This is a genomic window from Mesorhizobium sp. M0037 (assembly GCF_040323635.1).
Taxonomy (GTDB): Bacteria; Pseudomonadota; Alphaproteobacteria; order Rhizobiales; family Rhizobiaceae; genus Mesorhizobium.
Window position 1 is genome coordinate 33,856 of the sequence record NZ_JAMYVB010000012.1, and the last position, 25,412, is coordinate 59,267.

24 protein-coding genes are annotated in these 25,412 nt (G+C 62.7%); 10 read left to right on the forward strand and 14 right to left on the reverse strand.

The window, feature by feature from the left end; genetic code table 11:
- Positions 1 to 44 precede the first annotated feature (44 nt).
- From NKJ78_RS18755 to NKJ78_RS18770, 4 genes are all read right to left on the reverse strand, one after another.
- The gene (locus NKJ78_RS18755; protein ID WP_023702468.1) at positions 45 to 653 is read right to left on the reverse strand and encodes a hypothetical protein; all 609 of its coding nucleotides are present in this window, start codon (positions 651 to 653) and stop codon (positions 45 to 47) included.
- A 237-nt stretch (positions 654 to 890) separates the two neighbouring features.
- Complete coding sequence (locus NKJ78_RS18760) at positions 891 to 1,541, reverse strand: YiaD family glycine zipper/OmpA-like lipoprotein (protein ID WP_023667470.1); 651 nt, start codon at positions 1,539 to 1,541, stop codon at positions 891 to 893.
- Positions 1,542 to 1,691: 150 nt separating this feature from the next.
- Entirely contained in the window at positions 1,692 to 2,060 is a 369-nt protein-coding gene (locus NKJ78_RS18765) for a GFA family protein (RefSeq protein ID WP_023667471.1), read from the reverse strand.
- A gap of 147 nt (positions 2,061 to 2,207) precedes the next feature.
- Positions 2,208 to 3,098, reverse strand: a complete 891-nt coding sequence (locus tag NKJ78_RS18770) for a LysR family transcriptional regulator (protein WP_023738928.1) — start codon at positions 3,096 to 3,098, stop codon at positions 2,208 to 2,210.
- 103 nt (positions 3,099 to 3,201) lie between these two features.
- On the opposite strand from NKJ78_RS18770, the gene NKJ78_RS18775 reads away from it, so the two are divergent.
- Positions 3,202 to 4,071 (forward strand): NmrA/HSCARG family protein, encoded by an 870-nt coding sequence (locus tag NKJ78_RS18775; protein ID WP_352459057.1) that lies wholly within the window; start codon positions 3,202 to 3,204, stop codon positions 4,069 to 4,071.
- A 54-nt stretch (positions 4,072 to 4,125) separates the two neighbouring features.
- Here the strand turns inward: NKJ78_RS18775 and NKJ78_RS18780 are convergent, their stop codons facing one another.
- The 5 genes from NKJ78_RS18780 to NKJ78_RS18800 all read right to left on the reverse strand — a co-directional run bounded on the left by NKJ78_RS18780 (position 4,126) and on the right by NKJ78_RS18800 (position 10,538).
- Positions 4,126 to 4,521 (reverse strand): hypothetical protein, encoded by a 396-nt coding sequence (locus NKJ78_RS18780; RefSeq protein ID WP_023667474.1) that lies wholly within the window; start codon positions 4,519 to 4,521, stop codon positions 4,126 to 4,128.
- A 287-nt stretch (positions 4,522 to 4,808) separates the two neighbouring features.
- Positions 4,809 to 5,228: a GFA family protein gene (locus NKJ78_RS18785; RefSeq protein ID WP_023738930.1), complete on the reverse strand. Its 420-nt coding sequence runs from the start codon at positions 5,226 to 5,228 to the stop codon at positions 4,809 to 4,811.
- Positions 5,229 to 5,346: 118 nt separating this feature from the next.
- Positions 5,347 to 6,478 (reverse strand): peptide chain release factor 2 gene (prfB, locus tag NKJ78_RS18790; RefSeq protein WP_155922402.1). Its coding sequence is split into 2 segments (ribosomal slippage): positions 5,347 to 6,411 and positions 6,413 to 6,478, totalling 1,131 coding nucleotides; the frame shifts between segments, so codons are not numbered across the junction.
- 130 nt (positions 6,479 to 6,608) lie between these two features.
- Positions 6,609 to 9,065, reverse strand: coding sequence for a penicillin-binding protein 1A (locus NKJ78_RS18795; RefSeq protein WP_023738931.1), 2,457 nt, complete (start codon positions 9,063 to 9,065; stop codon positions 6,609 to 6,611).
- A gap of 213 nt (positions 9,066 to 9,278) precedes the next feature.
- Entirely contained in the window at positions 9,279 to 10,538 is a 1,260-nt protein-coding gene (locus NKJ78_RS18800; RefSeq protein WP_023738932.1) for an N-acetylmuramoyl-L-alanine amidase, read from the reverse strand.
- 647 nt (positions 10,539 to 11,185) lie between these two features.
- On the opposite strand from NKJ78_RS18800, the gene NKJ78_RS18805 reads away from it, so the two are divergent.
- Positions 11,186 to 14,104, forward strand: coding sequence for a ribonuclease E/G (locus NKJ78_RS18805; RefSeq protein WP_023738933.1), 2,919 nt, complete (start codon positions 11,186 to 11,188; stop codon positions 14,102 to 14,104).
- 92 nt (positions 14,105 to 14,196) lie between these two features.
- On the opposite strand, the gene NKJ78_RS18810 is transcribed toward NKJ78_RS18805, so the two are convergent.
- Both NKJ78_RS18810 and NKJ78_RS18815 read right to left on the reverse strand, forming a co-directional pair.
- Entirely contained in the window at positions 14,197 to 15,126 is a 930-nt protein-coding gene (locus NKJ78_RS18810; protein ID WP_023738934.1) for a glutaminase, read from the reverse strand.
- An 11-nt stretch (positions 15,127 to 15,137) separates the two neighbouring features.
- Positions 15,138 to 16,286, reverse strand: coding sequence for a pyridoxal phosphate-dependent aminotransferase (locus NKJ78_RS18815; protein WP_023738935.1), 1,149 nt, complete (start codon positions 16,284 to 16,286; stop codon positions 15,138 to 15,140).
- 152 nt (positions 16,287 to 16,438) lie between these two features.
- On the opposite strand from NKJ78_RS18815, the gene NKJ78_RS18820 reads away from it, so the two are divergent.
- The 6 genes from NKJ78_RS18820 (at position 16,439) to aat (ending at position 21,788) form a co-directional block, all read left to right on the forward strand.
- Positions 16,439 to 17,851, forward strand: a complete 1,413-nt coding sequence (locus tag NKJ78_RS18820; protein ID WP_352459058.1) for a M48 family metalloprotease — start codon at positions 16,439 to 16,441, stop codon at positions 17,849 to 17,851.
- A 58-nt stretch (positions 17,852 to 17,909) separates the two neighbouring features.
- Positions 17,910 to 18,713, forward strand: coding sequence for a DsbA family protein (locus tag NKJ78_RS18825; RefSeq protein WP_023734406.1), 804 nt, complete (start codon positions 17,910 to 17,912; stop codon positions 18,711 to 18,713).
- 150 nt (positions 18,714 to 18,863) lie between these two features.
- Positions 18,864 to 19,298, forward strand: a complete 435-nt coding sequence (gene aroQ, locus NKJ78_RS18830; RefSeq protein WP_023667485.1) for a type II 3-dehydroquinate dehydratase — start codon at positions 18,864 to 18,866, stop codon at positions 19,296 to 19,298.
- Between the two features lie 26 nt (positions 19,299 to 19,324).
- A complete protein-coding gene (gene accB, locus NKJ78_RS18835) occupies positions 19,325 to 19,789 on the forward strand; it encodes an acetyl-CoA carboxylase biotin carboxyl carrier protein (RefSeq protein WP_023681496.1) in 465 nt (154 codons plus the stop codon).
- Positions 19,790 to 19,799: 10 nt separating this feature from the next.
- Complete coding sequence (gene accC / locus NKJ78_RS18840) at positions 19,800 to 21,143, forward strand: acetyl-CoA carboxylase biotin carboxylase subunit (protein WP_023681497.1); 1,344 nt, start codon at positions 19,800 to 19,802, stop codon at positions 21,141 to 21,143.
- Between the two features lie 27 nt (positions 21,144 to 21,170).
- Positions 21,171 to 21,788 carry a leucyl/phenylalanyl-tRNA--protein transferase gene (aat, locus tag NKJ78_RS18845; protein WP_352459059.1) on the forward strand — a complete coding sequence of 206 codons (618 nt, stop codon included), beginning with the start codon at positions 21,171 to 21,173 and terminating at the stop codon, positions 21,786 to 21,788.
- Between the two features lie 42 nt (positions 21,789 to 21,830).
- Here the strand turns inward: aat and NKJ78_RS18850 are convergent, their stop codons facing one another.
- The 3 genes from NKJ78_RS18850 to NKJ78_RS18860 all read right to left on the reverse strand — a co-directional run bounded on the left by NKJ78_RS18850 (position 21,831) and on the right by NKJ78_RS18860 (position 23,355).
- Positions 21,831 to 22,214 (reverse strand): hypothetical protein, encoded by a 384-nt coding sequence (locus NKJ78_RS18850; protein WP_023667489.1) that lies wholly within the window; start codon positions 22,212 to 22,214, stop codon positions 21,831 to 21,833.
- 75 nt (positions 22,215 to 22,289) lie between these two features.
- Positions 22,290 to 22,841 (reverse strand): DUF2155 domain-containing protein, encoded by a 552-nt coding sequence (locus NKJ78_RS18855; RefSeq protein WP_023667490.1) that lies wholly within the window; start codon positions 22,839 to 22,841, stop codon positions 22,290 to 22,292.
- Positions 22,842 to 22,956: 115 nt separating this feature from the next.
- Complete coding sequence (locus NKJ78_RS18860) at positions 22,957 to 23,355, reverse strand: NADH:ubiquinone oxidoreductase subunit NDUFA12 (protein ID WP_352459060.1); 399 nt, start codon at positions 23,353 to 23,355, stop codon at positions 22,957 to 22,959.
- Positions 23,356 to 23,679: 324 nt separating this feature from the next.
- On the opposite strand from NKJ78_RS18860, the gene panB reads away from it, so the two are divergent.
- Entirely contained in the window at positions 23,680 to 24,510 is an 831-nt protein-coding gene (gene panB / locus NKJ78_RS18865; RefSeq protein WP_352459061.1) for a 3-methyl-2-oxobutanoate hydroxymethyltransferase, read from the forward strand.
- 11 nt (positions 24,511 to 24,521) lie between these two features.
- Complete coding sequence (gene panC, locus NKJ78_RS18870; protein WP_352459157.1) at positions 24,522 to 25,379, forward strand: pantoate--beta-alanine ligase; 858 nt, start codon at positions 24,522 to 24,524, stop codon at positions 25,377 to 25,379.
- Positions 25,380 to 25,412 lie beyond the last annotated feature (33 nt).

Genomic DNA, 25,412 nt, shown 5'->3' on the forward strand with positions numbered 1-25,412 from the left:
CGGCCAGCTTGCACTCTTGGCACCCTCCTATCCTGGCCCGTCCGTCACATCGGGCCGGGCATCATCTTGGTCGGTTTTTCCAGCATCGGAAACTCTGCCTTGCTGCATTTCACGTTCGGGTTGGTCGGACTGAACATGCCGTTCGGATTGTCTCTGAACAGCCAGGCATGAAGGTCGTAGTGGACGAACTCCCTCGGAATGAGCGGATAGTGCCCTTCCATCGGTCCCATGAAGGTCTGGCCAAATAGTTTTGGAGGTTCCTTGGTGTCTGGCGTCAGGGGCACCAGCCATTCCACGCCAACCAATCTCAAGCCTTTCTTGGTCGGCTCGTAGATCAGCACATTGGGGCGCATCGGATCGAGTTTCTGACCGACACTCGGGACGTTGACGAAATGGATGCCCATAGCGCCCTTCGGATAGTCCATTGCGCCCTCGATCCTGTCCCCGCTGTAATAGACACACCCGACAGTCGACAGATAAAGGTCGCGGACGGCGACCGTGTAGTCCTCATATTTGGCGAGCGATTTCTTCAAAGCTTCGATGTCGGCTTTGTTGGCGTCCTCGGCTCGAGCCGTGGCCGCAGCGCACCAAGCTGAGGCCAGACCTGTCAAAATGAGGACGCCGCAACGCCCAAGACGAGCTGTTCTTGTCATGCATTCCTCCCAGATTTCCTTATCAGGCCGTGCAGGACCGGGGCCGACTAAGTGACTGCGCGGCCGTTTGTATCGCCCCATCCCCTCTGGAACCGCACCAATGCTAATCCCTTCCAAGGCCTCCGGAAAGGAATTATTAGAAATCTCTAATGCGTTAGACCTTTTGGCGGACCACAGGAGCCCAAAAAGAAAGCGGCCCCTTGCGGGGGCCGCCTTCGCATTTCGATGCCGAACAATTCAGGTCAGCGGCGAAAGCTGGATCTCGACGCGCCGGTTCTGCGCACGGCCGGCCGCCGTTCCATTGGACGCGATCGGACGGGTCTTGCCGAATCCGGTGACGGCGAAGCGGCGCGAATCGACACCTTGGCCTGAGAGATAGTTGGCGACCGCCAATGCGCGGCGCTGCGACAGATCGAAATTGTGTTCGTCGCCACCGGTCGAATCGGTATGGCCGAACACGTCGACCGTGGTCTGCTTGAACTTCTTCAGCACCAGCGCAACCGAGTTCAGCACCTGGTAGAAGCCGGGCTTCACCGCATCCTGGTCGACGTTGAAAGTAATGTCGGACGGCATGTTGAGGATGATCTGGTCGCCGGTGCGGGTGACGCTGACGCCGGTGCCTTCGAGCTGGCGGCGCAGTTCAGCCTCGTTCTGGTCCATGGTCGCGCCGATGGCGCCGCCGGCCAGCGCGCCGATACCGGCGCCGATCAGCGCGTTGCGGCGGTCATTGCCGCCGGCAAGCAGGCCGAGGCCCGCACCCGCCAGGGCGCCAAGGCCGGCGCCGGCTGCGGTGTTCGAAACCTTCTGCTCGCCGGTGTACGGATCGGTCGTGGTGCAGGCACTCACCAGCACAGCCGTCGCAACGGCGACGAGCACAGTCTTTTTCATAGAATCGTCCCTCTCCAAAGCGCGGCCTTTGCGGCTCGCGCACATAAGCCCTTCTCCGGTCTTGTAACATGAAATGCGGCGAAAAACCGAGCGGCGAAAGCGGCTTTTCCCCGCTCGCGCCACTCTTCCGCTTCGGTGGCTGGTGCTGGCCTACCAGAGGTTCTTGCCGTCAATGACGACCACCTCGACCTTATCGAGGTCGAAATCGTCGAACAGCCGCGAATTGACTGATATCTTGGGATTGTCGAAGTCCGGTTTGCCGGTTGACCAGTCCGGCGTTTCGGTGAAGGTGCCGCAGCCGCAAATGGCGCAAAACCCGTGTTTGACGGTCTTCGATCCCCATTGATAGAAGGAAACGTTTTCCGGCGAGCTGGTGAGCTTGAATTGCGACGGAACGTAGTAAGCCCACAGCGAACCGCGCTTGGAGCAGAACGAGCAGGTGCATTGTGTTACCGTCTCGGGCGCCTGCGAAACCTCGAACGTCGTCGCCTTGCAATGACAGCTGGCCTTGATGGTCATGAAAAGCTTTCCTCTCGGTTGCCCGCCACCCATGCGGCAAGGCACCATAAAGGAAGGCTCCTGACAACTGTCTGTCAGCAGGCTCCGGTCGATCGAGCCGAGCGGCGCTCTGGCTGAAGCGGACCCGTCGTCACCTCCCAATCGTCGTCACCTGCCGATATAGGCGGCCAGTTCGTCCGGCCTCCCGTTTGGGAAAGCCTGTTTTAGAAAATCCAGGAATGCCGACACGCGCGCGCTGAGCAGCCGCCGCGACGGGTAGAGCGTCCATAGAGAAATTTCGGGGCCGTCAATATCCCCCCAATTCACCAGTGTGCCGTCAGCCAGGTCGTGGGCCACCAACGAAATGGGAAGCCGTCCTGCGCCGACGCCGGCTCGCACCGCATCGCGGACCATGATCAGCGTCGACAAGGCGAGGACCGGCTCGATTCTAAGTGTTGCCCGGCCACCTGGTGTCTTCACCTGCCATGTTTGCCGCTCGCCTGTCCCGCGCGCAATGCCAGGAGCGGCGAGCCCATCGGCCGGGCGAGGAAGGTCCGGGCTCGCGACAACGACCAGGCGGTCGCGGAGAAACGCCCGTCCGACCAGGCTTTCATCGGGATCCGGATTGACCCGGATTACCAGATCGTAGCCTTCCTCGATCATGTCGACATGCCGGTCTTCGGTGGTCACTTCAAGCCTCACCTCAGGATACCTCAGGGCAAATCCCGCAGCGATCCTCCCCATTGCAGTCTGCGAAAAATGCAAAGGCGCGCTGATCCGCAATCTGCCCTTGGGTCTCTGACCGCCCGAGGCAATCGCCGATGCCGTCTCGTCCAGCTCGGCAAGCAACGCCCCCGTCCGCTCGAAGAGCGCCCGTCCTTCTTCGGTCAGCTTCAGGTTACGCGCACCCCGTTCGAACAGACGCAGATCGAGACTGCTTTCCAATTCGCCAACGCGCCGGGACAACGTTGCCTTGGGCCGGCCGGTGGACCTTGCCGCTTTGCCGAAGCCGCCATGGCGGGCCACGAGGTTAAAATCGGCAAGGGCTAAAAGATCCATGACTGTCCCACCAGTGAGACGACGTGTCTAAAATTACCGTCTACTGGGCTCTTTGTGAGCCACACATATTGGGGCTGTCAAGCAACCCAACAGGAGAAATTCCATGACCATTCTCGTTACCGGCGCCACCGGCAATATCGGCCGCCAAGTCGTCGAACAGCTCGCCAAGCGCGGCGCCGATGTGCGTGCTCTCGTGCGCGATCCGTCGAAAGCCAGTTTTCCGGCGGGCGTATCCGTCGTGCAAGGCGACTTTCTCGATGTCGATTCGCTGCGCAAAGCCATGTCTGGCGTTTCCACGCTGTTTCTCTTGAACGCCGTGGTGCCGGACGAATTCACCCAGGCTTTGATCGCCTTGAACGTCGCCCGATCGGCCGGCATCGAGCGGATCGTCTATCTCTCGGTGATCCACGCTGACGTCTATGTGAACGTGCCGCATTTCGCGGGCAAGTTCGGCGTGGAGCGAATGATCGAGCAGATGGACTTCAAAGCTACGATCTTGCGCCCGGCCTACTTCATCCAGAACGATCTGACGGTCGAAGACGTCATCACCGGCTACGGCACCTACCCAATGCCGATCGGCCCCAAGGGTCTCGCCATGATCGATGCCCGCGATATCGCCGAGATCGCCGCCCTTGAGCTGCTGCGTCGCGAACAGTCCAAGGAGCCGCTTGCGTTCGAGAGGATCAACCTCGTCGGTCCGCAGACACTGACCGGGACGGACATTGCCGCAATCTGGTCAGACGTACTCGCCCGTCCGATCAGCTACAGCGGCGACAATACGGAGGGTTTTGAGCAAAATCTCAAGCAGTTCCTGCCCGCCTGGATGGCCTACGACATGCGCCTGATGGGCGAGCGTTTCTTTACCGACGGGATGCTGCCCGAGACCGGCGACGTCGAGCGCCTGACGGCACTTCTGGGTCGCCCACTGCGGCCGTATCGCGACTTCGCCTCAGCACTCGCTGCTGCCGTCTGACGCAAGCGCCTTCAGCACCAAGGCCGGCCTTCCGATGAGAACTGCCAACAGAACTCAGTAGGAACGCGGTGGCACGAACAGGCAGATCGTCTTGCCTGCGTCGAGGCCGGCCTGGTGCGCGCACCAGTGGAAATCGCCGTCGGGTGAGTCCTTGACCCGCTTGTCGCTCATCGGAACGACCTCCCCCGTTCCGGCGATGACATAGCCCTCCGGCTTTTCCAGCACCTCGCCGGTATGGGTGGTGCGGCAGTCGTAGTTTGCGCAGCAGGCGAAGGGATAACTCCAGCCTTGCGGCTTCGCCGCCGTAGGCTTGGCGTCATGGGCGAAGGCGGGTGCGGTCAGCACCGCAGCAAGCATCGCGATTGCAAAGATCGGGGTCACGAACAAGGAAAACAGGAGTCGGCCAGCCGGTTGAACGGCTCTGGCCGATCGGAGAGTGGCAGCAGACATGGAAGCGTTCCTTTCAAACGAGCATCAAGCGTTTCGCTTGCCCGTTCCCGGAACGTGTCTTCCCAGTGGCCGGATCGTCAGGTCGCAGATATGCCGCGTCCGGCCATAAATGCTTTTTCTCTTCCAGCCCTCGGATGCTGGGCTGATTCCTAGGCTGGCGCAAGAAGTTGCTGCGCGAGGCCGCACATCTACGCCGCTATCTGCCACCTCTGACGAGATCCAAGGCCAGGCTCAACTCCCGGCAGACGGGCATCGAAACAACGGGATTGGCCGAATGTGGTTCCAGCCTATACTTCGCCTGGACCGGCGATCACATGCCCTTCATATTGCGGCAAGTCGTCGGCGATGGTGAACCATGGCGCTTTGGAGCCGACGAAGATGTGCGCGGTCGGCCGGATCGTCGGATCGTCGACCAGCGTGCCCATGGCGACATGGACATAGGCGCCGTCGCGGACCAGCGAATACAGCAACGAGCCGCAGCGGCTGCAATGCGCATCGTGGCCGCTGTCATCGCCGAAATGGATGAGCCCGTGATGCCCTTCGGCAAGGGCAAGTTTCTCGCGCTCGATGCCGGCGAAGGGCTTGAAGGCGGAACCTGTGGTGCGCCGGCAGTTCGAACAATGGCAGATCGCGGCATAGACGAACTCGTCCGCCACTTCATACTGAACCGTGCCGCAAAAGCATTTGCCGGTGAGCCTGCGACTCATGGTTCCTCCTTCGCTCCCCCGCCAAGGGATGTTCTTATTCAAGTCAGCCGAGTCGAAAGTGGCGGAAGCGCAGGTATCATCCATTCGCAGGCCGGCCTCAGCTGAATATGAACATATCCTAGTCGAGGTCGGCCACGGCTTCACCGGCACCGCCCTCGATGCGCTGCGACAACGAGGCTTCCATGAAGTCGTCGAGGTCGCCGTCGAGCACGCTCGACGGGCTGGTGCTCTCGACGCCGGTGCGCAGGTCCTTCACCAACTGGTAGGGCTGCAGCACATAGGAACGAATCTGGTGACCCCAGCCGATGTCGCTCTTCGACGCTTCTGTGGCATTGGCCACCGCTTCGCGCTTCTTCAGCTCTTCCTCGTAAAGGCGCGAGCGCAGCATTTCCCAGGCCTTCGCCTTGTTCTTGTGCTGCGAGCGTTCGGCTTGGCAGGCAACCGCGATGCCGGTGGCGATATGGGTGATGCGAACCGCCGAGTCCGTGGTGTTGACGTGCTGGCCGCCCGAACCGGATGAGCGGTAGGTGTCGATGCGTACATCGGATTCCGAGACGTCGATCTCGATCCTGTCATCGACGACCGGGTAGACCCAGACGCTGGAGAAGGACGTGTGGCGGCGCGCATTGCTGTCATAGGGTGAAATGCGGACCAGGCGATGAACGCCCGACTCGGTCTTCAGCCAGCCATAGGCATTGTGGCCCTTGATCAGGAGCGTGGCGGACTTGATGCCGGCCTCTTCGCCGTCATGGACTTCCAGCACTTCGACCTTGAAACGGCGACGCTCGGCCCAGCGCGTGTACATGCGCAGAAGCATCGAGGCCCAGTCCTGGCTCTCGGTGCCGCCGGCGCCGGCATGGACTTCGAGATAGGTGTCGTTGGCGTCGGCCTCGCCCGACAGCAGCGTCTCGACCTGGCGGGCCTTGGCCTCGCCCTGCATCGAGCGGAGGGCTGCTTCCGCCTCGGCGATCACGCTCTGGTCGCCCTCTTCCTCACCCAGTTCGATCAGGCCGATATTGTCTTCCAGCGCCTGAGTCAGGCTTTTGACGCCGGCGATCCCGTCTTCGAGGCCCTGGCGCTCGCGCATCAGCTTTTGCGCTTCCAGCGGATCATTCCAGAGGCTGGAATCCTCGGCGCGCACGTTCAGGTATTCAAGCCGCTTTATAGCCTGATCCCAGTCAAAGATGCCTCCTCAGCAGGGTGATCGCCTGCCTGATCTCGTCGACAATATTCTGCGTTTCCGCGCGCATGGCTGGTTGTTCTGTCCTGTTTTCGAAGTGGCGCTTGGGTCGGCGCGATACATAGGCACGGCATTGCTGCCTGTAAAGCGAAATGGGCCGGCTCAACAAGCCAGCCCATTCGACGTAAAAAATCAGGTCGTCAGTAGAGTCCGCCGCCAGGTGCCTGGATGGCTTCCGTAGCCTGCGGCGATAGCGGTCCGCCGGCGCCGTTGGACCCGTCGGCGCCCATGCCGATCACCCAATAGCTGTCGGCTGGGCCGGTGCCGGGCTTGAAGGCTTCGATGATGGTGCCGGGATCGCCCGACGCGGCACGCATGCCGGTCTTGCGGTTGATCGCGACCAGGTTCATGCCTTCCGGCACCTTGAAGTCGACATTCGGCGTGCCGTCCAGCGCAACGCGCATGAAGTCCTTGAAGATAGGTGCCGCCAGACCGCCGCCAGTGGCGCCATGGCCGAGACCGCGCGGCGTGTCGTAACCCATGTAAAGGCCGACGACGAGGTTCGGCGTATAGCCGATGAACCAGGCGTCCTTCTCGTCATTGGTCGTTCCGGTCTTGCCGGCGATGTGGCGGCCAAGCTCGGCGATGGTGGCGCCGGTACCGCGCTGGACGACGCCTTCCATCATCGAGGTGATCTGGTAGGCGGTCATCGGATCGAGCACCTGCTCGGAATTGTCGACCAGTTCCGGTTCGGGCTGGTTGTTCCATTCGGGCGCATTGCAACCTTCGCAGCCGCGCTCGTCCTGCTTGAACACGGTCTTGCCGTAGCGGTCCTGGATGCGGTCGATGAGCGAGGGTTTGATCGACTTGCCGCCATTGGCCATGATCGAATAGGCCGACACCATGCGCATCACCGTCGTCTCGCCGGAACCCAGCGCCATCGGCAGATACGGCGCCAGATGGTCGTAGACGCCGAAACGCTCGGCATATTCCACCACCAGCTTCATTCCCATGTCGTTGGCGAGCCGCACCGTCATCAAATTGCGCGACTTTTCGATACCGGAGCGCAAGGTCGCGGGACCGGCCACCGTGCCGTCATAGTTCTTCGGCGTCCAGGTCGTGGTGCCGCTCTGGATGGTGATCGGTCCGTCCATGATCACCGAGGCCGGCGTATAGCCATTGTCGAGCGCGGCCGAATAGACGATCGGCTTGAAGGACGATCCCGGCTGGCGCATCGCCTGCGTGGCGCGGTTGAACTCCGACTGCGCATAGGAGAAGCCGCCGACCATGGCCAGCACGCGGCCGGTATGTGGATCCATGGCGATCAGGCCGCCCTCCACTTCCGGCACCTGGCGCAACGTGTAGGCGCCTTCCGACCCTTCGTTCTTCTGCACGAAGATGACGTCGCCGGGCTGCAGTACATCGGCCGGAGACTTGGCCTTGACCGTCTTGCCATCGACCACATGGCGCATGGCAAAGCTCATGTCTTCCTTGCTGACGGCGCCTTCGATGCGTTCCTTGACGATATCGCCCGAAATCTGCCGCGTCGGCTGCAGGCCGATGGAAAGGCCGGTCGCCGAGCTGTCGAGCACGACGGCAAGCGACCATTCCGGCACGTCTTCCAGCCCCTTGACGTTGCCCAGCGCCACGCCCCAGTCGCCGGAAGCATCGATATGCGTCACCGGTCCGCGATAGCCGCGCAGCGTGTCGTATTTGAGCAAGCCGTTCTGCATCGACTTGCGGGCGATGAGCTGGATCTTCGGATCGAGCGTCGTGCGCACCGAAAGGCCGCCCTCATAGAGCGCGTTCTCGCCATAGCGCGAGATGATCTGGCGGCGCACTTCCTCGGTGAAATATTCACCCGCAAACAAATAAGAGCCGTTGCGGCGCGGCGTCACGCCAAGCGGCTCGGCCTTGGCCTTGTCGCCTTCCTCGCGCGTCACGTAGCCGTTCTCGACCATCTGGTCGATGACCCAGTTGCGGCGCTCGATGGCGCGGTCGGCATGCTTGAAGGGATGGTAGTTGTTAGGCCCCTTCGGCAGCGACGCCAGATAGGCGGCTTCCGCGACCGTGAGTTCGTTGACCGACTTGTCGAAATAGGTCAGTGCCGCGCCCGCAACGCCATAGGCGCCGAAGCCGAAGAAGATTTCGTTGAGGTAGAGCTCAAGGATGCGGTCCTTCGAATAGGCCTGCTCGATGCGGAAGGCCAGGATCATCTCCTTGATCTTGCGCTCGTAGGTCTGGTCCGAGGACAAGAGGAAGTTCTTCGCCACCTGCTGGGTGATGGTCGAGGCGCCGACCTGGCGCCTGCCCGAACCAAGATTCTGCAGGTTGACGTAGATGGCGCGGCCAAGCCCGGTGATGTCGATGCCGGGATGGTTGTAGAAATTCTTGTCCTCGGCCGACAGGAACGCCGCCTTGACCCGGTCCGGAACCGCCTGGATCGGCAGATAGAGCCGCCGTTCGCGCGCATATTCGGCCATCAGCGAGCCGTCGGAAGCATGGATGCGGGTCGTGACCGGCGGCTCGTACTTGGCCAGCACCTCGTAGTCGGGCAGGTCTTTCGACAGATGGCTGATGTATATCGCCACGCCCGCGGCGACGATAAGCGCCAGCGTCGTGCCGATACCAAAGAAATAGCCGATAAGACGAATCATGCCCGCTCCAGTCCGAGGTCCGGGAATTTCCTAGACGAAGCCGCCTTTCGCGCAAGCCTTCGCAACTGTCCCGATCCGTGATGGAAAACCCATGTCGCCACCATGTGGGCAAAATACGGCAGTGCCCGGTTTAGGCATCCCCCACCTGAAATAAAAGCGCCTGGTGTTGTCGTCGTGCAACGCTGCCTCCGGTCGTGGGCGGCGGCGACCATCTCAGCCTCCGGTTCCCGTTCCCATCTTGGCGGAGGCAAACAGGGCGACGGCGTTGGTGATGCTCTGCGCCGCCTTGCCGCGCCAGTCGGCGTCGAGCAGTTGCGCTTCATCCTTGGCGTTGGAGAGATAGCCAAGTTCCACCAGCACCGACGGCACATCGGGCGCTTTCAGCACTTTGAAGCCGGCCGAACGCTGCGGATTATTGATCAGGCCGACGCTGGTGGACAACTGGCCGACCAGAGTGTGGGCAAAGCTCATCGAGAAATTATGCGTCTCGCGGCGGATCAGGTCGATCAGTATGTCGGTGACTTCCTTGTTGTCGTCCTTGATCACCATGCCGGCGAACTGGTCGGAGAGGTTTTCGCGGTCGGCAAGCGCCTGCGCTTGCGGATCGGACGCCTTGTCGGAGACGGTATAGACGGTGGCGCCTCTGATACCCTTGACGCTGATCGTGTCGGCATGGATCGAGATCAAAAGGTCGGCCTCGTGCTGCCGGGCGATGCGCACGCGGTCATCGAGCCGCAGGAACTCGTCGGTATCGCGCGTCATGAACACGTCGTAGTTGGCGACGGCGGCGAGCTTGTCGCGCAATTCGGTGGCGAAGGCCAGCGTCACGTTCTTCTCGATGGTGCCGTTGAGGCCTTCGGCGCCACCGTCGATGCCGCCATGGCCGGGATCGATGACGATGGTGAAGCGATGCCCGGGATTGGAGATCGGCCCTGTGCCGACCCTGGAGCCCTTGTCGGTGGAGACGGTCGAGCCAGTGGTCAGCGCCTGGTTGGCAAGGGCTTCGTCGAACTCGCGGTCGGAGGCTGCCGACATGTCGATGGCGATGCGATAGCCTGCGCCGTCCTCGTTCTTGAGCACCTCGAGCTTGTCGACCGAGAACGGCCCCTTGCCGGTCAGGATCAGCCGCGATCCCTCGCCCTGATCGCCATAACGCACCGCTTTGACCAGGCCGCGGGCCTTGGCGTCCTTCGCGCCAATGGCGAATCGGGTGCGCGGCAGGTCCACGACCAGCCGGTTGGGGCCGCGCAGCAGGAACCATTTGATGTCGGGCTCGCGGTCGAAATCGATGACGATGCGCATCTTGGTTGCGTCGCCGGCCATCTTGTAGGCGGTGGCGCCGAGTGGCGCATCGGCGGCGCGTGAAACCGGCGCAAAAGCAAGGCAAAGCGCCAGCAGCAACAGCACACCGGCAGCGCGCAGGAAACGGCCTGCACGGCCATGGCCCTTGTCTGTGATGCCCGCCAGTCCCATTTCTTTGCAGTCGCTCCCGATTTGGCGCTTGCGCCCGCGTGGTTGGTCGAAATGCCGGTCAGGCCGCAGACTCGATTAACGATTGGTATCCAGAGAAGGTTAACCAAGCCTTTTCATTGAGGATTAAGGCCTGTGCTTCCGTTACGGCACTGCTTTTTGCCGGCATCCGAAATCGGGGTTGCCTTCCACCCCGTCAAATCATAAAAGCGATGGTGGATCACTGCAATCCTGGAACCGCTTCTCCCGCAGCTTCCTGCTACAGGTCAGATGAAAGGCGGCTCCTTTCGCTCCAGCGAAAAGGCTTCAGGTGATCGCGACGAATTTCGCAGGTGTGCGCCCGTGGCGGGGGAATCGCCTGCGTGAGGAAAACGGCCGGGTTTGTTCCCGTGCCGGCTCTGTATGAGCAAACAAGCTGGTCCGGTTCGTCCGGGCTTTGGTTCAAAAGGTTCTGCTGGTGACGATGGCTTCAAGCGCAATCATGGAAAGGTCCGCATCAAACCGCGCCATTGTGGCTGCGGGCGGCACCGCCATGGCGCTCAAGCGGCGTCCGGCGGACATTCAGACATCCGGCACCCACATCCCAGACACGCAGCAGCGGGCTTTGCCTCGCAAGCTGCGGCTGACGGCTGCCGGGAGGAAACGAAATAATGCCCAACAAAATGCTGATAGACGCCTCCCACCCGGAGGAAACACGCGTTGTCGTTATCCGCGGTAACCGTATTGAAGAATTCGACTTTGAATCTCAGGACAAGAAGCAGCTCAAAGGAAACATCTATCTCGCCCGCGTAACGCGTGTCGAACCTTCCCTCCAGGCAGCCTTTGTCGAATATGGCGGCAACCGTCACGGTTTCCTCGCCTTCAGTGAAATTCACCCCGACTATTACCAGATCCCGGTCGCCGATCGTCAGGCTTTGCTGCGCGCTGAAGCGCAGGAAGCCGAGGACGAGGAGAACGAGGACAATGACGGCGACGACCGCCAGAGTCGCGATCGCGGCCGGCGCGGCCGCCGGCGCGGCGGCAAGGGTCGTGAGCGCGGCGAACACAAGCGCGACGCCGGCGCCGATGATGAAAACGGCGAACATGGCGATGCCGGCAGCGATGCCGTCTCCGAAGCGCCTGCTTCCGAGCATGCCGCGGCCAATACCGCCGGGCATGACGATCATGCCGGGCATGGCGACAGCGAAGCCTCCGACGCCGAGACATCCGGGACCGAACCGTCGGAAGGCGGCCCGACATCGATCGCGGCAAGCGTCGAAGCGGATGTGATCTCCGAAGCTGTCCCTGCGGCGGAGCCGGGTGACGAAAGGTCGTCCAGCGAGGCAAGTGGCGAAGCCACCTCCGAGGACAATGATCGCGGCATGCTGGAAGAGGTGCAGTCCTCGCATCCGGACGACCACGAGATCGAATCCGTAGGCGCCGAGGATGCGCTGGAAGAGGTGCGCAGCCGCCGCAAGCCGGTGCGCCGCCAGTACAAGATTCAGGAAGTCATCAAGCGCCGGCAGATCCTGCTGGTGCAGGTGGTCAAGGAAGAGCGCGGCAACAAGGGCGCTGCACTCACCACCTATCTGTCGCTTGCCGGCCGCTATTCCGTGCTGATGCCCAACACCGCACGCGGCGGCGGCATTTCGCGCAAGATCACCAGTGCGGTCGACCGCAAGCGCCTCAAGGAGGTCGTTGCCGATCTCGAAGTGCCGCAGGGCATGGGCGTCATCCTGCGCACCGCCGGCGAAAGCCGCACCAAGGCGGAAATCAAGCGCGACTACGAATATCTGATGCGGCTTTGGGAAAACGTCCGCAACCTGACGCTGCAATCCACCGCCCCTGCCCTCGTCTATGAGGAAGGCAGCCTGATCAAGCGCTCGGTGCGCGACCTCTACAACAAGGATATCGACGAGATTCTTGTCTCCGGCGAGGAAGGCTATCGCGAGGCCAAGGATTTCATGCGCATGCTGATGCCGAGCCACGCCAAGGTGGTTCAGCCGTTCCGCGACACGACGCCGATCTTCGTGCGCAACGGCATCGAGGCGCAGCTCGACCGCATGCTGCAGCCGCAGGTGACGCTGAAGAGCGGCGGCTACATCATCATCAACCAGACCGAGGCCCTGGTCGCCATCGACGTCAATTCGGGCCGCTCCACCAAGGAGCACTCGATCGAGGACACCGCTCTCCACACCAACCTTGAAGCGGCGGAAGAGGTCGCCAGGCAATTGAGGCTGCGCGATCTCGCCGGCCTGATCGTCATCGACTTCATCGACATGGAGGAGAACCGCAACAACCGCTCCGTCGAGAAGCGGCTGAAGGATCACCTCAAGAACGACCGAGCCCGCATCCAGGTCGGCCGCATCTCACATTTCGGTCTGATGGAGATGTCGCGCCAGCGCATCCGCGCCAGCGTGCTGGAATCGACCATGAAGCCCTGCCCGCATTGCGGCGGCACCGGCCATGTGCGCTCCGATTCGTCGGTGGCGCTGATGGTGGTACGGGCGATCGAGGAATTCCTGCTCAAGGATTCGCGCAGCCACATCACGGTGCGGACCCCGGCGGCGACCGCTCTCTATGTGCTCAACCACAAGCGCGGCACGCTGGTGGAACTCGAAAGCCGCTTTGGCCTGACCATCACCGTCGAGGCCGATGATACGGTCGGTGTGCAGCACTACGCGATCTTCCGCGGCGCCATTGCCGAAAAGCCGGAAGGCTTTGTCGAAGCGCGAACCTTCCCGGCCTATGTCGAGCCGGAAGAGCCCGAGGACGAGATCGTCATCGAGGAGGAAGACGACGAGGTTGTGGTACAGGCAGAGCAGCCGCGTCAGGCGCAGCCGCAGTCGCAGCAGCAGCAGCCGAGATCGGCTGAGGACGGCGAAGGCCGCGATCGCAAGCGTCGCAAGCGCCGCAGGCGGCGCGGCGGCAAGGATCGCGAACGCGAACATGGCGATCGCGAGCATGGCGCCGAAGGTGCTTCGGTTTCGGCGGCAAGCGACGACTTTGCCGCTGAACCAGGCGATGACGATGCAACACAGCAAGACGAAGCCCAGGTTGGCGCCGTCGAAACGGTGGAAGCATCAGATGACGCCCAGGGCAAGAAGCGCCGTCGCGGCAAGCGCGGCGGCAAGCGCAATCGTCGCGAAGACGGCACGGAGACCGAAGCCGGCGAAACCGCCTCGGTGGCCGAGGCCGCTGAAGTCGGAACGGCCGCAAGCGAGCCCGTAGCAGCCGTAGCGGTTGAAGAAGCAGCGGCTCCCGCCGCGGCGAACGACGACGCTCCAGCCGAAAAGCCGAAGAAGAAGCGCGCTTCAAGGGCAAAGAAGGCTGTGGTGGAAGTCGCCGATGAGACGGCGGCCGAGGCTGCACCGGAAGCTGCCGTCGAAGCTGCCGCCCCCGCTGCGGCCGATGCCGCCACGGAAACGACCGTCGACGACGAGCCCGCCAAGGCTCGCCAGTCACGGCGCAAAGCCGTGGCCGCGGATACCTCCGCGGTGCCGGTGGTTTCCTCCAGCGTTGCCGACGAGGCAAAGGCCGAGGAAAAGCCGAAGCGCGCCGGCTGGTGGCAGCGGAAGGGCTTTTTCTAGCTATTCAGCCGATTAAAATAGGTTCCTGACAAAAATCCCGCGCCGTTCAAACCACGGCGCGGGATTTTTGCATGCGCGAATGACGGAAGGCGTCAGGGGGCGAAAATCGACCAGTTCATCATCCTGGCCAGTTTTTCCAAGGCGATCGACCCCAGCTTGGAATTGCCGTTGGCGTTCAAGCCCGGCGACCATACGGCGAGCGAAGCAACACCCGGCACGATCCCCAATATGCCGCCGCCGACGCCACTTTTGCCGGGAATGCCGACACGGAAGGCGAAATCGCCGGAACCGTCATAGTGGCCACAGGTCAGCATCATGGCGCCGATGCGCCGCGCCCGCTCGGCAGACACCACGGAGTGCCCGGTTGCCGGGTTTCTGCCGCCATTGGCGAGGAAGCGGCCGGCCAGCGCCAATTGCCGGCAGCTCATGGCGATGGCGCAATGGTGGAAGTACACGCCCAGCGCCAGCTCCGGTGCATGGTGGACATTGCCGAAGGATTTCATGTAGTTGGCAAGCGCGAAGTTGCGATAGCCGGTGGCGCGTTCGGAAGCCGCGACCTCGCGGTCGATGATGATCGCTTCGTCATCGGCAAGGAACTGGATGAAGCGCAGGATTTCGCCGATCGCCTCGCGCGGCTGGTGGCCGGCAAGCAGTATGTCGGAGACGACGATGGCGCCGGCATTGATGAACGGATTGCGCGGAATGCCGTTCTCATGCTCGAGCTGCACGATCGAGTTGAACGGATTGCCCGACGGCTCGCGTCCGACACGCTGCCACAGCGCGTCGCCGACATTGCCGAGCGCCAACGTGAGCGTAAACACCTTGGAGATGGACTGGATCGAAAACGCCTGGTCGGCGTCGCCGGCGACCAGCACGCGGCCGTCATTGGTCACGGCGGCAATGCCGAATTTCTTCGGATCGACCTTGCCGAGCTGCGGAATGTAGGTGGCGACCTCGCCGCGATCGGAGCGCTCGGCCATCTCGGCGGCGATGTCGGCCAGCGTTTGTTCAAGATCCGGCATGCTCGTCCCCGCTATTTCAGCCAGCGCTCGATGCGCGCCATCGCCTCGACCATGTCGTCATGGCTGCCGGCATAGGAAAAGCGCATCGTGCGGTGTCCTGCCAGCGGATCGAAATCGCGACCGGGCGTCGCCGCCACATGCGCTTCGGCCAGCATTTTGCGCGCAAAGGCCATGCTGTCATTGGTATGCCGGGTGACATCGCAGAAAGCGTAGAAGGCACCGTCCATCGGCGCCGCCAAGGGAAATCCGAGTTCCGGAAGGCGCCGCATCAACAGCTCGCGGTTCCAGGCATAGCGCGCCTTCACCGCTTCCAGCTCTTCCGCCGCCTTGAAGGCTTCGATTGCCGCGATCTGCGACAGTTCCGGCGGCGAGATGTAGAGGCTCTGGGCGATGCGCTCGATCGGCCTCACCAGAGCTTCCGGCAGCACCATCCAGCCGATGCGCCATCCGGTCATGCAATAATATTTCGAGAAGGAATTGATCACCGTCACGCCTGAGCCATGGGCCAGCGCCGTGGTGTCGGGCGCGGCATAGGCCAGCCGGTGATAGATTTCGTCCGATATCACCGCGATGCCGAGTTCTTCGGCTGTCCTCACCAGTGCCGACAACTCGTCGACGGGAATGACCGCACCTGTCGGATTGGCCGGGCTGGCGAACAACACGCCCTTCAGCGGTTTTTCGCGATGCGCCGCCTTCAAATGCTCGGCATGAAGATAGGCGTCGCTGCCGAGCTCGATCTCGACGATCTCGATGCCGAGCGCCGCCATGATGTTGCGGTAGGCGGGATAGCCGGGTGCTGCGATGGCGACGCGGTCGCCGGGATCGAACATCGCCAGGAAGGCCAGATTGAAGGCGGCCGAAGATCCCGTGGTCACGGCGATCCGGTTCGGCGCGACATCGATCCCGTAGTGATCGCCATAATGTCCGGCGATCGCCTTGCGCAGATCCGCCAGACCGAGCGTGTCGGTATAGCCGATGCGTCCGATCCTCAGCGCATTTGCGGCTGCTTCCCTCACGCCCACGGGCGCCGGATCGGATGGCTGGCCGACGGCCATGGAGACGACAGGCACGCCCGTCGCCTTCAGCCGGTTGGCTTCGGCCAGAATGTCCATGGCGTGAAACGGCTCGACTTCACCGCGGCGCGACAGCGAAACTACCATTTGACCTCAATCTTTCCGTCCGGCCCGCCGCTCAAAGCCATCAACCGGCGGCAGCGCCGCACAAATGCCCGATTGATGTGAGGATCACAAGTTCGCCTAGTTTCGGTGCCGTGACTTTTCATCGTTCGCGCGCTCGTTTACCAGTGGACCTCATGCAGAGCCGACCCAAATCAACGATGTCCAAATCTTCCATCGGGAAGACAGCGCGCGGCTTTGCGACGCTTTTGCTTGCCGCCGCCGTCGCTGTCACCGGCTCGGTGACGGCCTTCGCGCAGGCGGTGCCGGTCGTGCGCGATGCCGAGATCGAGGCGCTGGTGCGCGACTATGCGCGGCCGATCTTCAAGGCGGCCGGTCTTGCCAATGACGGTGTCGATATCGTTCTGGTCAACGATCAGAGCTTCAACGCCTTCGTCACCGGGCGCCGGCTGTTCATCAACACCGGCGCGCTGATGCAGGCAGAAACGCCCAACGAGATCATCGGCGTCATCGCCCATGAGGCCGGCCACATCGCAGGCGGCCATCAGCAGAAATTGCGCGACCAGCTCGAGCGCGCCAAGACCATGGCCATCATCGCCACGCTGCTTGGCGCCGGCGCCATCGTTGCCGGCGCCACCACCAACAGCCGCGGCCTTGCCGGCGCCGGCATGGGCGTGGCCGCGGGCGGCGGCGAGATGGCGCAGCGCAGCATTCTTGCCTACCAGCGCACCGAAGAGTCGACCGCCGACCGCTCTGCCATCACCTATCTCAATGCCACCGGCCAGTCCGGCTTGGGCATGCTGAAGACCTTCGCCCGCTTCCAGAGCGCGCTGTCGCTTTCCGGCACGCAGGTCGATCCCTACCGCATCAGCCACCCGATGCCGCAGGAGCGCATCGCCAATCTCGAAGTGCTGGTCAAGCAGAGCCCTAACGTCGACAAGGTCGATCCGCCGGCACTGCAGCAGCGGCACGACATGATGCGCATCAAGATCGCCGCCTATATGGGCGGCCAGGCCGCCGCCACGCGGCTGATCCGCAAGGCCCCGGGCAGCCTCGCCTCGCGCTATGGCGAAGCGCAGATGGCCTATCTCTACGGCAATCTGGGTGCAGCACTGACCAAGGCCAATGCATTGATCAAGGAACAGCCGAAGAACCCCTACTTCCAGGAAATGCGCGGCGACATCCTGATGAAGGCCAACAAGCCCAAGGACGCCGCGGACGCCTATGCCAAGGCGGTCAGCCTCGATCCGGTGAGGTCGGGCCTGTTGCCCGTTTCCCTCGGCCAGGCGCTGATGGCCATCGGCACGCCCGACTCGCTGAAGAAGGCGGTGGTGCAGATCAACAACGGTCTCGGGCGCGACAAGGAAAACACGGTCGGATACCGCTATCTCGCCCAGGCCTATGGCGAGCTTGGCAACATTCCGGCGGCGGAACTCGCCACCGCCGAGGGCCATTTCTATTCCGGCGATTACACGAATGCGAAAATTTTCGCCATGCGCGCGCAAAAGGACTTGAAGCGTGGCGAACCCGGCTGGATTCGGGCGCAGGACATCATAAACTACAACCCTTCAGGCAAACTCAAGAAATGAACCTTCCGGTCGCCCGCGGCGACTAGGATAGACCGGAACCGGTAAAGAGGATGAGACGATGAACAAGGCAATATTGCTCGGCACGACGGGAGTGGCGGCTGCTCTTGCCATGCTGGCGTTCGGGTTCGTCGCCGGCAATCCGCAGGTGGCCAAGGCCGGCACGGCGCAGGCCGTGCAGACCGCCTCGGCCGACACCAAGATCGATCGCACCGAGGTCGAGGGCATTATCCGCGACTATCTCCTGAAGAACCCCGAAGTGCTGCTCGAAGTGCAGGAGGCGCTCGAGGCCAAGCAGAAGGAAGAGCAGCGCATCGCCAGCCTCGGAGTCATCGAGAAGGCCAAGTCCGAGATTTTCAACTCGACCTTCGACGGTGTCGTCGGCAACCCGAAGGGCAAGGTCACCATCGTCGAATTCTACGATTACAATTGCGGCTTCTGCAAACGCGCCATCGAGGACATGCAGGCTCTGACAAAGGCCGATCCGGAGCTGCGCTTCGTGCTCAAGGAATTCCCGATCCTCGGGCCGGATTCGCAAAAGGCCAGCGTCGTCTCGATGGCTTTCCACCTGATGCATCCGGAGAAATACGGCGAGTTCCACAACGCCCTGCTCGGCGGCCAGGGCCGCGCCACCGAGGCGGCGGCCATCAAGGTTGCGCTGTCGCTAGGCGCCGATGAGGCGAAATTGCGCGAGAAGATGAAGGATCCGACCATCACCGAGGCTTTCTCCAAGACCTTCGACCTCGCCAACAAGCTGGCCATCACCGGAACGCCTTCCTACGTGGTCGGCAATGAGGTGGTGTTCGGGGCGCTCGGCCAGGAAGTGCTGGCTGAAAAGATCGAGGCGGCGAAAGCCGCGCTCTGATCTTGCACGCGAGCCTATTTCTCACGGGCACATTTCCGCCTGTTGTGGACAGTGAAAGATCGCACTTGTGCTCTTTCCGCGGGCGGCTATGCCCATTATAGAAGGCCCTGCGCGCCGGCTTGAGGCCGGCGTCGGAAAAGGTCGGCATTTTTGAAAACGATTTTCGTCCTGAACGGCCCCAACCTGAACGCGCTCGGCAAGCGCGAGCCGGGCATCTATGGCGGCAAGACGCTTGCCGCGATCGCCGACGACTGCAAGCAGGCGGGCGCCGCGCTTGGCCTCGAGATTGATTTTCGCCAGTCGAACCATGAGGGCGACCTCGTCGACTGGATCCAGGAAGCCGGCGACAAGGCAGCCGGCATCGTCATCAATCCGGGTGCCTACAGCCACACCTCGATTGCCATTCACGACGCCATCCGCGCTGTCGCGCCGCTGCCCGTCGCCGAAGTTCACCTCTCCAACATCCACGCGCGGGAACCATTCCGCCACGTCTCCATGGTCGCGCCGGTCGCTGTCGGCATGATCTGCGGGTTCGGACCGCTTGGCTACTCGCTGGCGCTGCAGGCGCTGGCGGCACGCCTATGACCGGCCCACAAACAGAAGGCTCGAAAATGTCGATAAAGAAGACCGGTGTTGACCAGCAACTGATCCGCGATCTGGCGGGCATACTGAACGACACCAATCTCACCGAGATCGAAGTCGAGCTCGGCGACCTGAAGGTGCGCGTATCGCGCCAGGCGCCGGCCGTCCACGCCATCGCCGCCCCGCAGGCCGGTTATGCTCCGGCAGCGCAGCAGCCCGCGGCGGGCGCGGCTGCCGCACCAGCAGTGGCCGACCCGTCCAAGAACGCGGTCCCCTCGCCGATGGTCGGCACCGCCTATCTCGCGCCCTCGCCCGACGCCAAGGCCTTCATCGAAGTCGGCCAGAAGGTCAAGGAAGGCCAGACGCTGCTGATCATCGAAGCGATGAAGACGATGAACCAGATCCCTTCGCCGCGCGCCGGCACGGTGACGGCGATCCTGTTCGAGGACGGCCAGCCGGTCGAGTACGGCATGCCGCTCGTCGTGATCGAGTAGAGCGGGCCGGATGTTCCAGAAGATCCTCATCGCCAACCGCGGCGAAATCGCGCTTCGGGTGCTGCGCGCCTGCAAGGAACTCGGCATCCAGACCGTGGTCGTGCATTCGACCGCCGACGCTGACGCCATGCATGTCAGGCTCGCCGACGAAAGCGTGTGCATCGGTCCGCCGCCGTCGCGCGACAGCTATCTCAACATCCACCAGATCGTCGCAGCCTGCGAGATCACAGGCGCCGATGCCGTGCATCCGGGCTATGGCTTCCTGTCGGAAAACGCCAAGTTCGCCGACATTCTCGCCGCCCACAACATCACCTTCATCGGCCCGTCGGGCGACCACATCCGCATCATGGGCGACAAGATCGAGGCCAAGCGCACCGCAAAGCGGCTCGGCATTCCGGTTGTGCCGGGCTCCGACGGCGCCGTCACCGATCAAAAGGAAGCCAGGCGCATTGCCGCCGAGATCGGCTATCCCGTGATCATCAAGGCATCGGCAGGCGGTGGCGGGCGCGGTATGAAGGTCGCCCTTACCGAGGCTGACCTTGAGATCGCCTTGCAGACAGCGAGCACGGAAGCGGGAGCCGCCTTCGGCGACGATGCCGTCTACATCGAGAAATACTTGGAAAAGCCGCGCCACATCGAGGTGCAGGTATTCGGCGACGGCGCCGGCCGCGGCGTGCATTTCGGCGAGCGCGACTGTTCGCTGCAACGCCGCCACCAGAAAGTCTGGGAAGAGGCGCCCTCGCCGGCCCTTAACGCCGAGGAGCGCGCCCGCATCGGCAATATCTGTGCCAAGGCCATCGCCGACCTCGGCTACTCCGGCGCAGGCACCATCGAATTCCTGTACGAGAATGGCGAGTTCTACTTCATCGAGATGAACACGCGGCTGCAGGTCGAGCATCCGGTGACGGAGGCGATCACCGGCATCGATCTCGTCCACGAACAGATCCGCGTTGCCTCCGGCGGCGGGCTTTCGGTGCGCCAGGAGGACATCAAGTTCAACGGCCACGCCATAGAATGCCGCATCAATGCCGAGGACCCGCGCACCTTCACGCCTTCGCCCGGCACGATTACACATTTCCACACGCCTGGCGGTCTCGGCATCCGCGTCGATTCCGGTGTCTATTCCGGCTACAAGATCCCGCCCTATTATGACAGCCTGATCGGCAAGCTGATCGTGCACGGCCGCAACCGCGTCGAATGCATGATGCGGCTGCGCCGGGCGCTCGACGAGTTCGTCGTCGATGGCATCAAGACGACGCTGCCGCTGTTTCGCGACCTGGTCGGCAATGCCGATATCGCCAATGGCGACTACGACATCCACTGGCTGGAAAAGTATCTGGCCAAAGAGGAATAGCGCCCGAATTGCCGCTATGATGCCGCGATGACCCGCCCTTACGCTCCCGGCTATCTCATTCCGACCGACCTGTTGCTCAAGGCCTATGCCTCGGGCGTCTTCCCGATGGCCGAGAGCGCTTCCGACCCGGAAGTGTTCTGGGTGCGGCCGGAGACGCGCGGCATCATTCCGCTCGATGGCTTCCACACGCCGAAGAGCTTGAAGAAGACGATCCGCAAGCACCCGTTCGACATCCGGTTCGATTTCGATTTCGAGGCGACGATCGACGGCTGCGCCGAAAAGCGCGAGGAGCGCCGCTCGACCTGGATCAACGCGCCGATCCGCGAAGCCTATATCGAGCTGCACCGTCTGGGGCACTGCCATTCGGTCGAGGCATGGCGCGAGGAACGGCTGGTCGGCGGCCTCTATGGCGTCTCGCTCGGTCGCGTGTTCTTCGGCGAAAGCATGTTCGCCCGGGAAACCGACGCGTCCAAGACCTGCCTATATCATCTGGTCGAGCGGCTGAAGGCGCGCGGCTTTGCCCTGCTCGACACGCAATTCACCACTGAGCATCTCAAACGCTTCGGCGCGGTCGACGTGCCGCGCGTCAAATACGAGAAGATGTTGGCCGAGGCGCTGAAGGGCGAAGCCGTTTTTTATCCCTGATCGGAGACCGAGCGGCCGAGCCGGCTCGACCGGTGAAAGGGGTCAGCCCTTCGCGGTTTCCATCGGCGTCTGCGAATGGAACATCATCTTCCAGCCGTTGACACGGTGGACATAGCCAGTGCTGACCAGCGCCGCGTAGGGCTCGCCGTTTTCCCGTGTCGCATGAGCCTCATAGGTCAGCATGATAATGTCGCTGCCGGGCTCGATGATACCCTTGAGGTCGATCTGAAGGTCGCGCCAGCGGTTGGGCTTGGTCGCGGTCTTGGCCAGATCGGCATTGTCCATTGCCTGTGCCATCTCAGGAAATGCCACCAGGCATTCTGTGTCGACATTGGCGGCGTAGTAAGCTTCGTCGCCCGTCCAGAACCCCTTTTCGAGTTCGAGCAGGTCGTCTTTGCTGGCCGTGATCCGTTTGCTGTCCGACATCAGAATATCCTCCAAGCGCGCAAATGCGCGGTCGTCCATGGCCCAACGCATGGTGGCCATGACGGTTCCGGAGGATCAGTTGGTGTTGGTCGCGTCAGGCTCCGTGGGGTCCGGCTGTTCGGCGGCCGGAGCAGCGGCGGGCTTTGGCTTGGACGTGTCGACCTTGGGCGTCTCGGCATTGGCCGCGTCGGGCGGCGGCACATCCGACTTCTGCTTGCAGCCCTTTAGCCAGACGTCATAGACGGCGTGCTCGACGGCGTTTAGGCCGGGGCTCTCGGCGAACATCCAGCCGGTGAAGATGCGGCGGATCTTGCGGTCGAGCGTGATTTCGTCGACTTCGACGAAGGAATCGGTCTTCGGCTCTTCATTCTCCGGCCGCGAATAGCAGATGCGCGGCGTCACCTGCAAAGCGCCGAACTGCACGGTTTCGTCGATGTAGACATCGAAGGTGATGATACGGCCGGTGATCTTGTCGATGCCGGCAAATTCGGCGACCGGATTGGTGATGCGATCGGAGATTGCGGGTGCTGCCGCAGGCGCCTGCGCCGCGGCAAACGCTGTCGGGAACATGGCGATAGCGCCAATTGCCGCCAGTCCGGCCATCGATGTCAGGCTGAAAATGTTCATGCGGAGATACCGGTGGTTTGGGCCCGGGTGATTCTGTCACGCCCAAGGCTATTCGCCGTTGTCATATCAGCAAGCAGCTAAACGCCAATTGTGGCGACAAAGGACCGGCCGGCGGTCAAGAACCAGGCGTCCACGCATCGTAGTCGCCCGTCACCTGCGGACGGTGCTGATTGGTGAGCACGGAACCCTTTGGGCGATAAGCCGCCGGTGTTCCCGTGAGGTTCGGCTCATGCGCCTTTTCCCATTCGCGCGGCTGATAGTCGTCGCTTGGCGGCGCCACATCGACGCGGTGATGCATCCAGCCGTGCCAGCCCGGAGGGATCGCCGACGCCTCCGAATAATTGGCGTAGATGACCCAGCGGCGGGTGCGGCCTTCCGAATCGACGCCGCCTTCGTAGTAGACATTGCCGGCCCCATCCTGGCCGACCTTGTTGCCGTGGCGCCAGGTGTGAAAACGGGTTCCCAGCGTCTGGCGGTTCCACCAGGTGAAAAACTGCAGAAGGAAAGTTTTCATTCAGATCCTCGCGGGCGCGCGGCGGTGGCTGTCCCTGCTTATGGCGTCAGGCCTTGGCGAAGGCAAGGGTTTTGCGGCGCCTGCGGCACTGACGGCATGCCGAAACGCTCGGTCATTGGCCGATCCATTTCGCACCTGCGAACCGACGCTTGCCAAGCCGGCTGCGTCTTCCTAAAGCTCTCATCGCCCGGCGCTGCCGCATGACCCCGAAAATCGAAATCGATTTTCGGAAAGGATCATGCCCAAACCCAAGTGCTACAGCGTCCTTTGCGCGTCCACGGGACGCGCGGCGCTGTAGTCAACGCCGGCTGCGGGAGGTGAGGAATGGCCTTAGCTGCCGCCAGGATCAGTGCGGAGACAATACGCGCCAGCAAGGGCGGCGTGCCGGTCGTATGCCTTGCCGCTTACACCTATCCCGTCGCCCGCCTGCTCGACGATCATGTCGACCTTCTGCTGGTCGGCGACAGCGTTGCCATGGTGCTGCATGGCCACAAGACCACGCTCGGCGCCTCGCTGGAGATGATGATCGCCCATGGCCAGGCCGTGATGCGCGGTTCGGCAAAGGCCTGCGTGGTGGTCGACATGCCGGCCGGCAGCTACGAGACTTCGGCCGCGCAAGCCCTTGCCTCGGCCCGCCGCATCTCTGAGGAAACCGGCTGCCAGGCGGTGAAGCTGGAAGGCGGCGTCGAAGTCGCCCTCCAGATCGCGGCAATCGTCGCGGCCGGCATTCCAGTGATGGGCCATATCGGCTTGCAGCCGCAATCGGTGGAAAAGGACGGTGGCTACAAGATCAAGGGCCGCACGCCGGAGAATGTGGCCGCGCTCATGCGCGACGCCGACGCGGTCGAGAAAGCCGGCGCGTTTTCGCTGGTCATCGAGGGCACGGTCGAGACCGTTGCCGCCGACCTCACCCGGCGGATTGCCATTCCCACCATCGGCATCGGCGCCAGCCGCGATTGCGACGGCCAGATCCTGGTCATCGACGACATGGTCGGCCTAACGGTCGACCGGGTGCCGAAATTCGTCAAGGAATACGCCGATTTGCGCAGCGTGGTCGCCAATGCCGCCGCGCGCTACGCGGCGGAGGTGCGCAGCCGCACCTTCCCCGGGCCGGGCCACGTCTTTTCAGCCGCGAGCGACAAGGACAAGGCATGAACCGGCCCCCCATCAGCCAGCCGCTCGTCGTCGACACCGTGCCCGGCCTTCGCGCGCAGATCCGCGAATGGCGGCGCGAAGGCCTGAGCGTCGCCATGGTGCCGACCATGGGCGCTTTGCATGACGGCCATATCTCGCTGGTCAGGGCCGCGCTCGCAACCGCCAATCGCTGCGTCGTCTCGATCTTCGTCAACCCGGCCCAGTTCGCCCCCACTGAAGATCTCGACAAGTATCCGCGGCAGCTGGCCCGCGACCTCGACCGGCTGACCGAGGCCGGCGCACAGCTTGCCTTCACGCCTACGGTTTCCGAAATGTATCCGGCAGGCTTTGCGACGAAGATTTCGGTCGGCGGCCCGTCTTCTGGCCTGGAATCGGATTTCAGGCCGACCTTCTTCGAGGGCGTCGCCACGGTGGTGGCCAAGCTCTTTCTGCAAGCCCTGCCCGACTACGCCGTCTTCGGAGAGAAGGACTACCAGCAGCTTTGCGTCGTCCGAAAGCTCTGCCGCGATCTCGACTTGCCGGTGGACATCGTCGGCGCGCCAACCGTGCGCGATGCGCATGGCCTGGCAATGTCGTCGCGCAACGCCTATCTCAACGCCGCCGAGCTCGACGTCGCGCGACAGCTCAATGTCATCTTGCGCCAGACGGCGGCAGCGCTCGCGGCCGGTGCCGATGAAAACGGCGTGACCGGTAAAGCCACTGCCGCGCTTCTCGAGGCAGGCTTCGACAGCGTCGACTATGTCGCCGCGCGCGAGAGCCTGACGCTCACCTCGTGGCGGCGTGACGGCAATGGCCGCCTGCTTGCCGCGGCGTGGCTTGGCAGAACCAGGTTGATCGACAATGTGGAAGTTTCCTCATTTATTCCCTGAAAAATTCCAATTCCGTTCACTTTGATTTGTATC

What these genes read in the sequence shown, in the direction of transcription:
- NKJ78_RS18825 (WP_023734406.1), top strand. Translation starts at nt 17,910, where the DNA reads ATGAACAAGGCAATATTGCTCGGCACGACGGGAGTGGCGGCTGCTCTT.
- NKJ78_RS18795 (WP_023738931.1), bottom strand. Translation starts at nt 9,065, where the DNA reads ATGATTCGTCTTATCGGCTATTTCTTTGGTATCGGCACGACGCTGGCG.
- NKJ78_RS18810 (WP_023738934.1), bottom strand. Translation starts at nt 15,126, where the DNA reads ATGCCGGATCTTGAACAAACGCTGGCCGACATCGCCGCCGAGATGGCC.
- NKJ78_RS18755 (WP_023702468.1), bottom strand. Translation starts at nt 653, where the DNA reads ATGACAAGAACAGCTCGTCTTGGGCGTTGCGGCGTCCTCATTTTGACA.
- NKJ78_RS18805 (WP_023738933.1), top strand. Translation starts at nt 11,186, where the DNA reads ATGCCCAACAAAATGCTGATAGACGCCTCCCACCCGGAGGAAACACGC.
- NKJ78_RS18765 (WP_023667471.1), bottom strand. Translation starts at nt 2,060, where the DNA reads ATGACCATCAAGGCCAGCTGTCATTGCAAGGCGACGACGTTCGAGGTT.
- accC (WP_023681497.1), top strand. Translation starts at nt 19,800, where the DNA reads ATGTTCCAGAAGATCCTCATCGCCAACCGCGGCGAAATCGCGCTTCGG.
- panB (WP_352459061.1), top strand. Translation starts at nt 23,680, where the DNA reads ATGGCCTTAGCTGCCGCCAGGATCAGTGCGGAGACAATACGCGCCAGC.
- aat (WP_352459059.1), top strand. Translation starts at nt 21,171, where the DNA reads ATGACCCGCCCTTACGCTCCCGGCTATCTCATTCCGACCGACCTGTTG.
- NKJ78_RS18820 (WP_352459058.1), top strand. Translation starts at nt 16,439, where the DNA reads ATGCAGAGCCGACCCAAATCAACGATGTCCAAATCTTCCATCGGGAAG.
- NKJ78_RS18815 (WP_023738935.1), bottom strand. Translation starts at nt 16,286, where the DNA reads ATGGTAGTTTCGCTGTCGCGCCGCGGTGAAGTCGAGCCGTTTCACGCC.
- accB (WP_023681496.1), top strand. Translation starts at nt 19,325, where the DNA reads ATGTCGATAAAGAAGACCGGTGTTGACCAGCAACTGATCCGCGATCTG.
- NKJ78_RS18855 (WP_023667490.1), bottom strand. Translation starts at nt 22,841, where the DNA reads ATGAACATTTTCAGCCTGACATCGATGGCCGGACTGGCGGCAATTGGC.
- NKJ78_RS18800 (WP_023738932.1), bottom strand. Translation starts at nt 10,538, where the DNA reads ATGGGACTGGCGGGCATCACAGACAAGGGCCATGGCCGTGCAGGCCGT.
- NKJ78_RS18780 (WP_023667474.1), bottom strand. Translation starts at nt 4,521, where the DNA reads ATGTCTGCTGCCACTCTCCGATCGGCCAGAGCCGTTCAACCGGCTGGC.
- NKJ78_RS18770 (WP_023738928.1), bottom strand. Translation starts at nt 3,098, where the DNA reads ATGGATCTTTTAGCCCTTGCCGATTTTAACCTCGTGGCCCGCCATGGC.
- NKJ78_RS18760 (WP_023667470.1), bottom strand. Translation starts at nt 1,541, where the DNA reads ATGAAAAAGACTGTGCTCGTCGCCGTTGCGACGGCTGTGCTGGTGAGT.
- NKJ78_RS18775 (WP_352459057.1), top strand. Translation starts at nt 3,202, where the DNA reads ATGACCATTCTCGTTACCGGCGCCACCGGCAATATCGGCCGCCAAGTC.
- NKJ78_RS18785 (WP_023738930.1), bottom strand. Translation starts at nt 5,228, where the DNA reads ATGAGTCGCAGGCTCACCGGCAAATGCTTTTGCGGCACGGTTCAGTAT.
- NKJ78_RS18850 (WP_023667489.1), bottom strand. Translation starts at nt 22,214, where the DNA reads ATGTCGGACAGCAAACGGATCACGGCCAGCAAAGACGACCTGCTCGAA.
- NKJ78_RS18860 (WP_352459060.1), bottom strand. Translation starts at nt 23,355, where the DNA reads ATGAAAACTTTCCTTCTGCAGTTTTTCACCTGGTGGAACCGCCAGACG.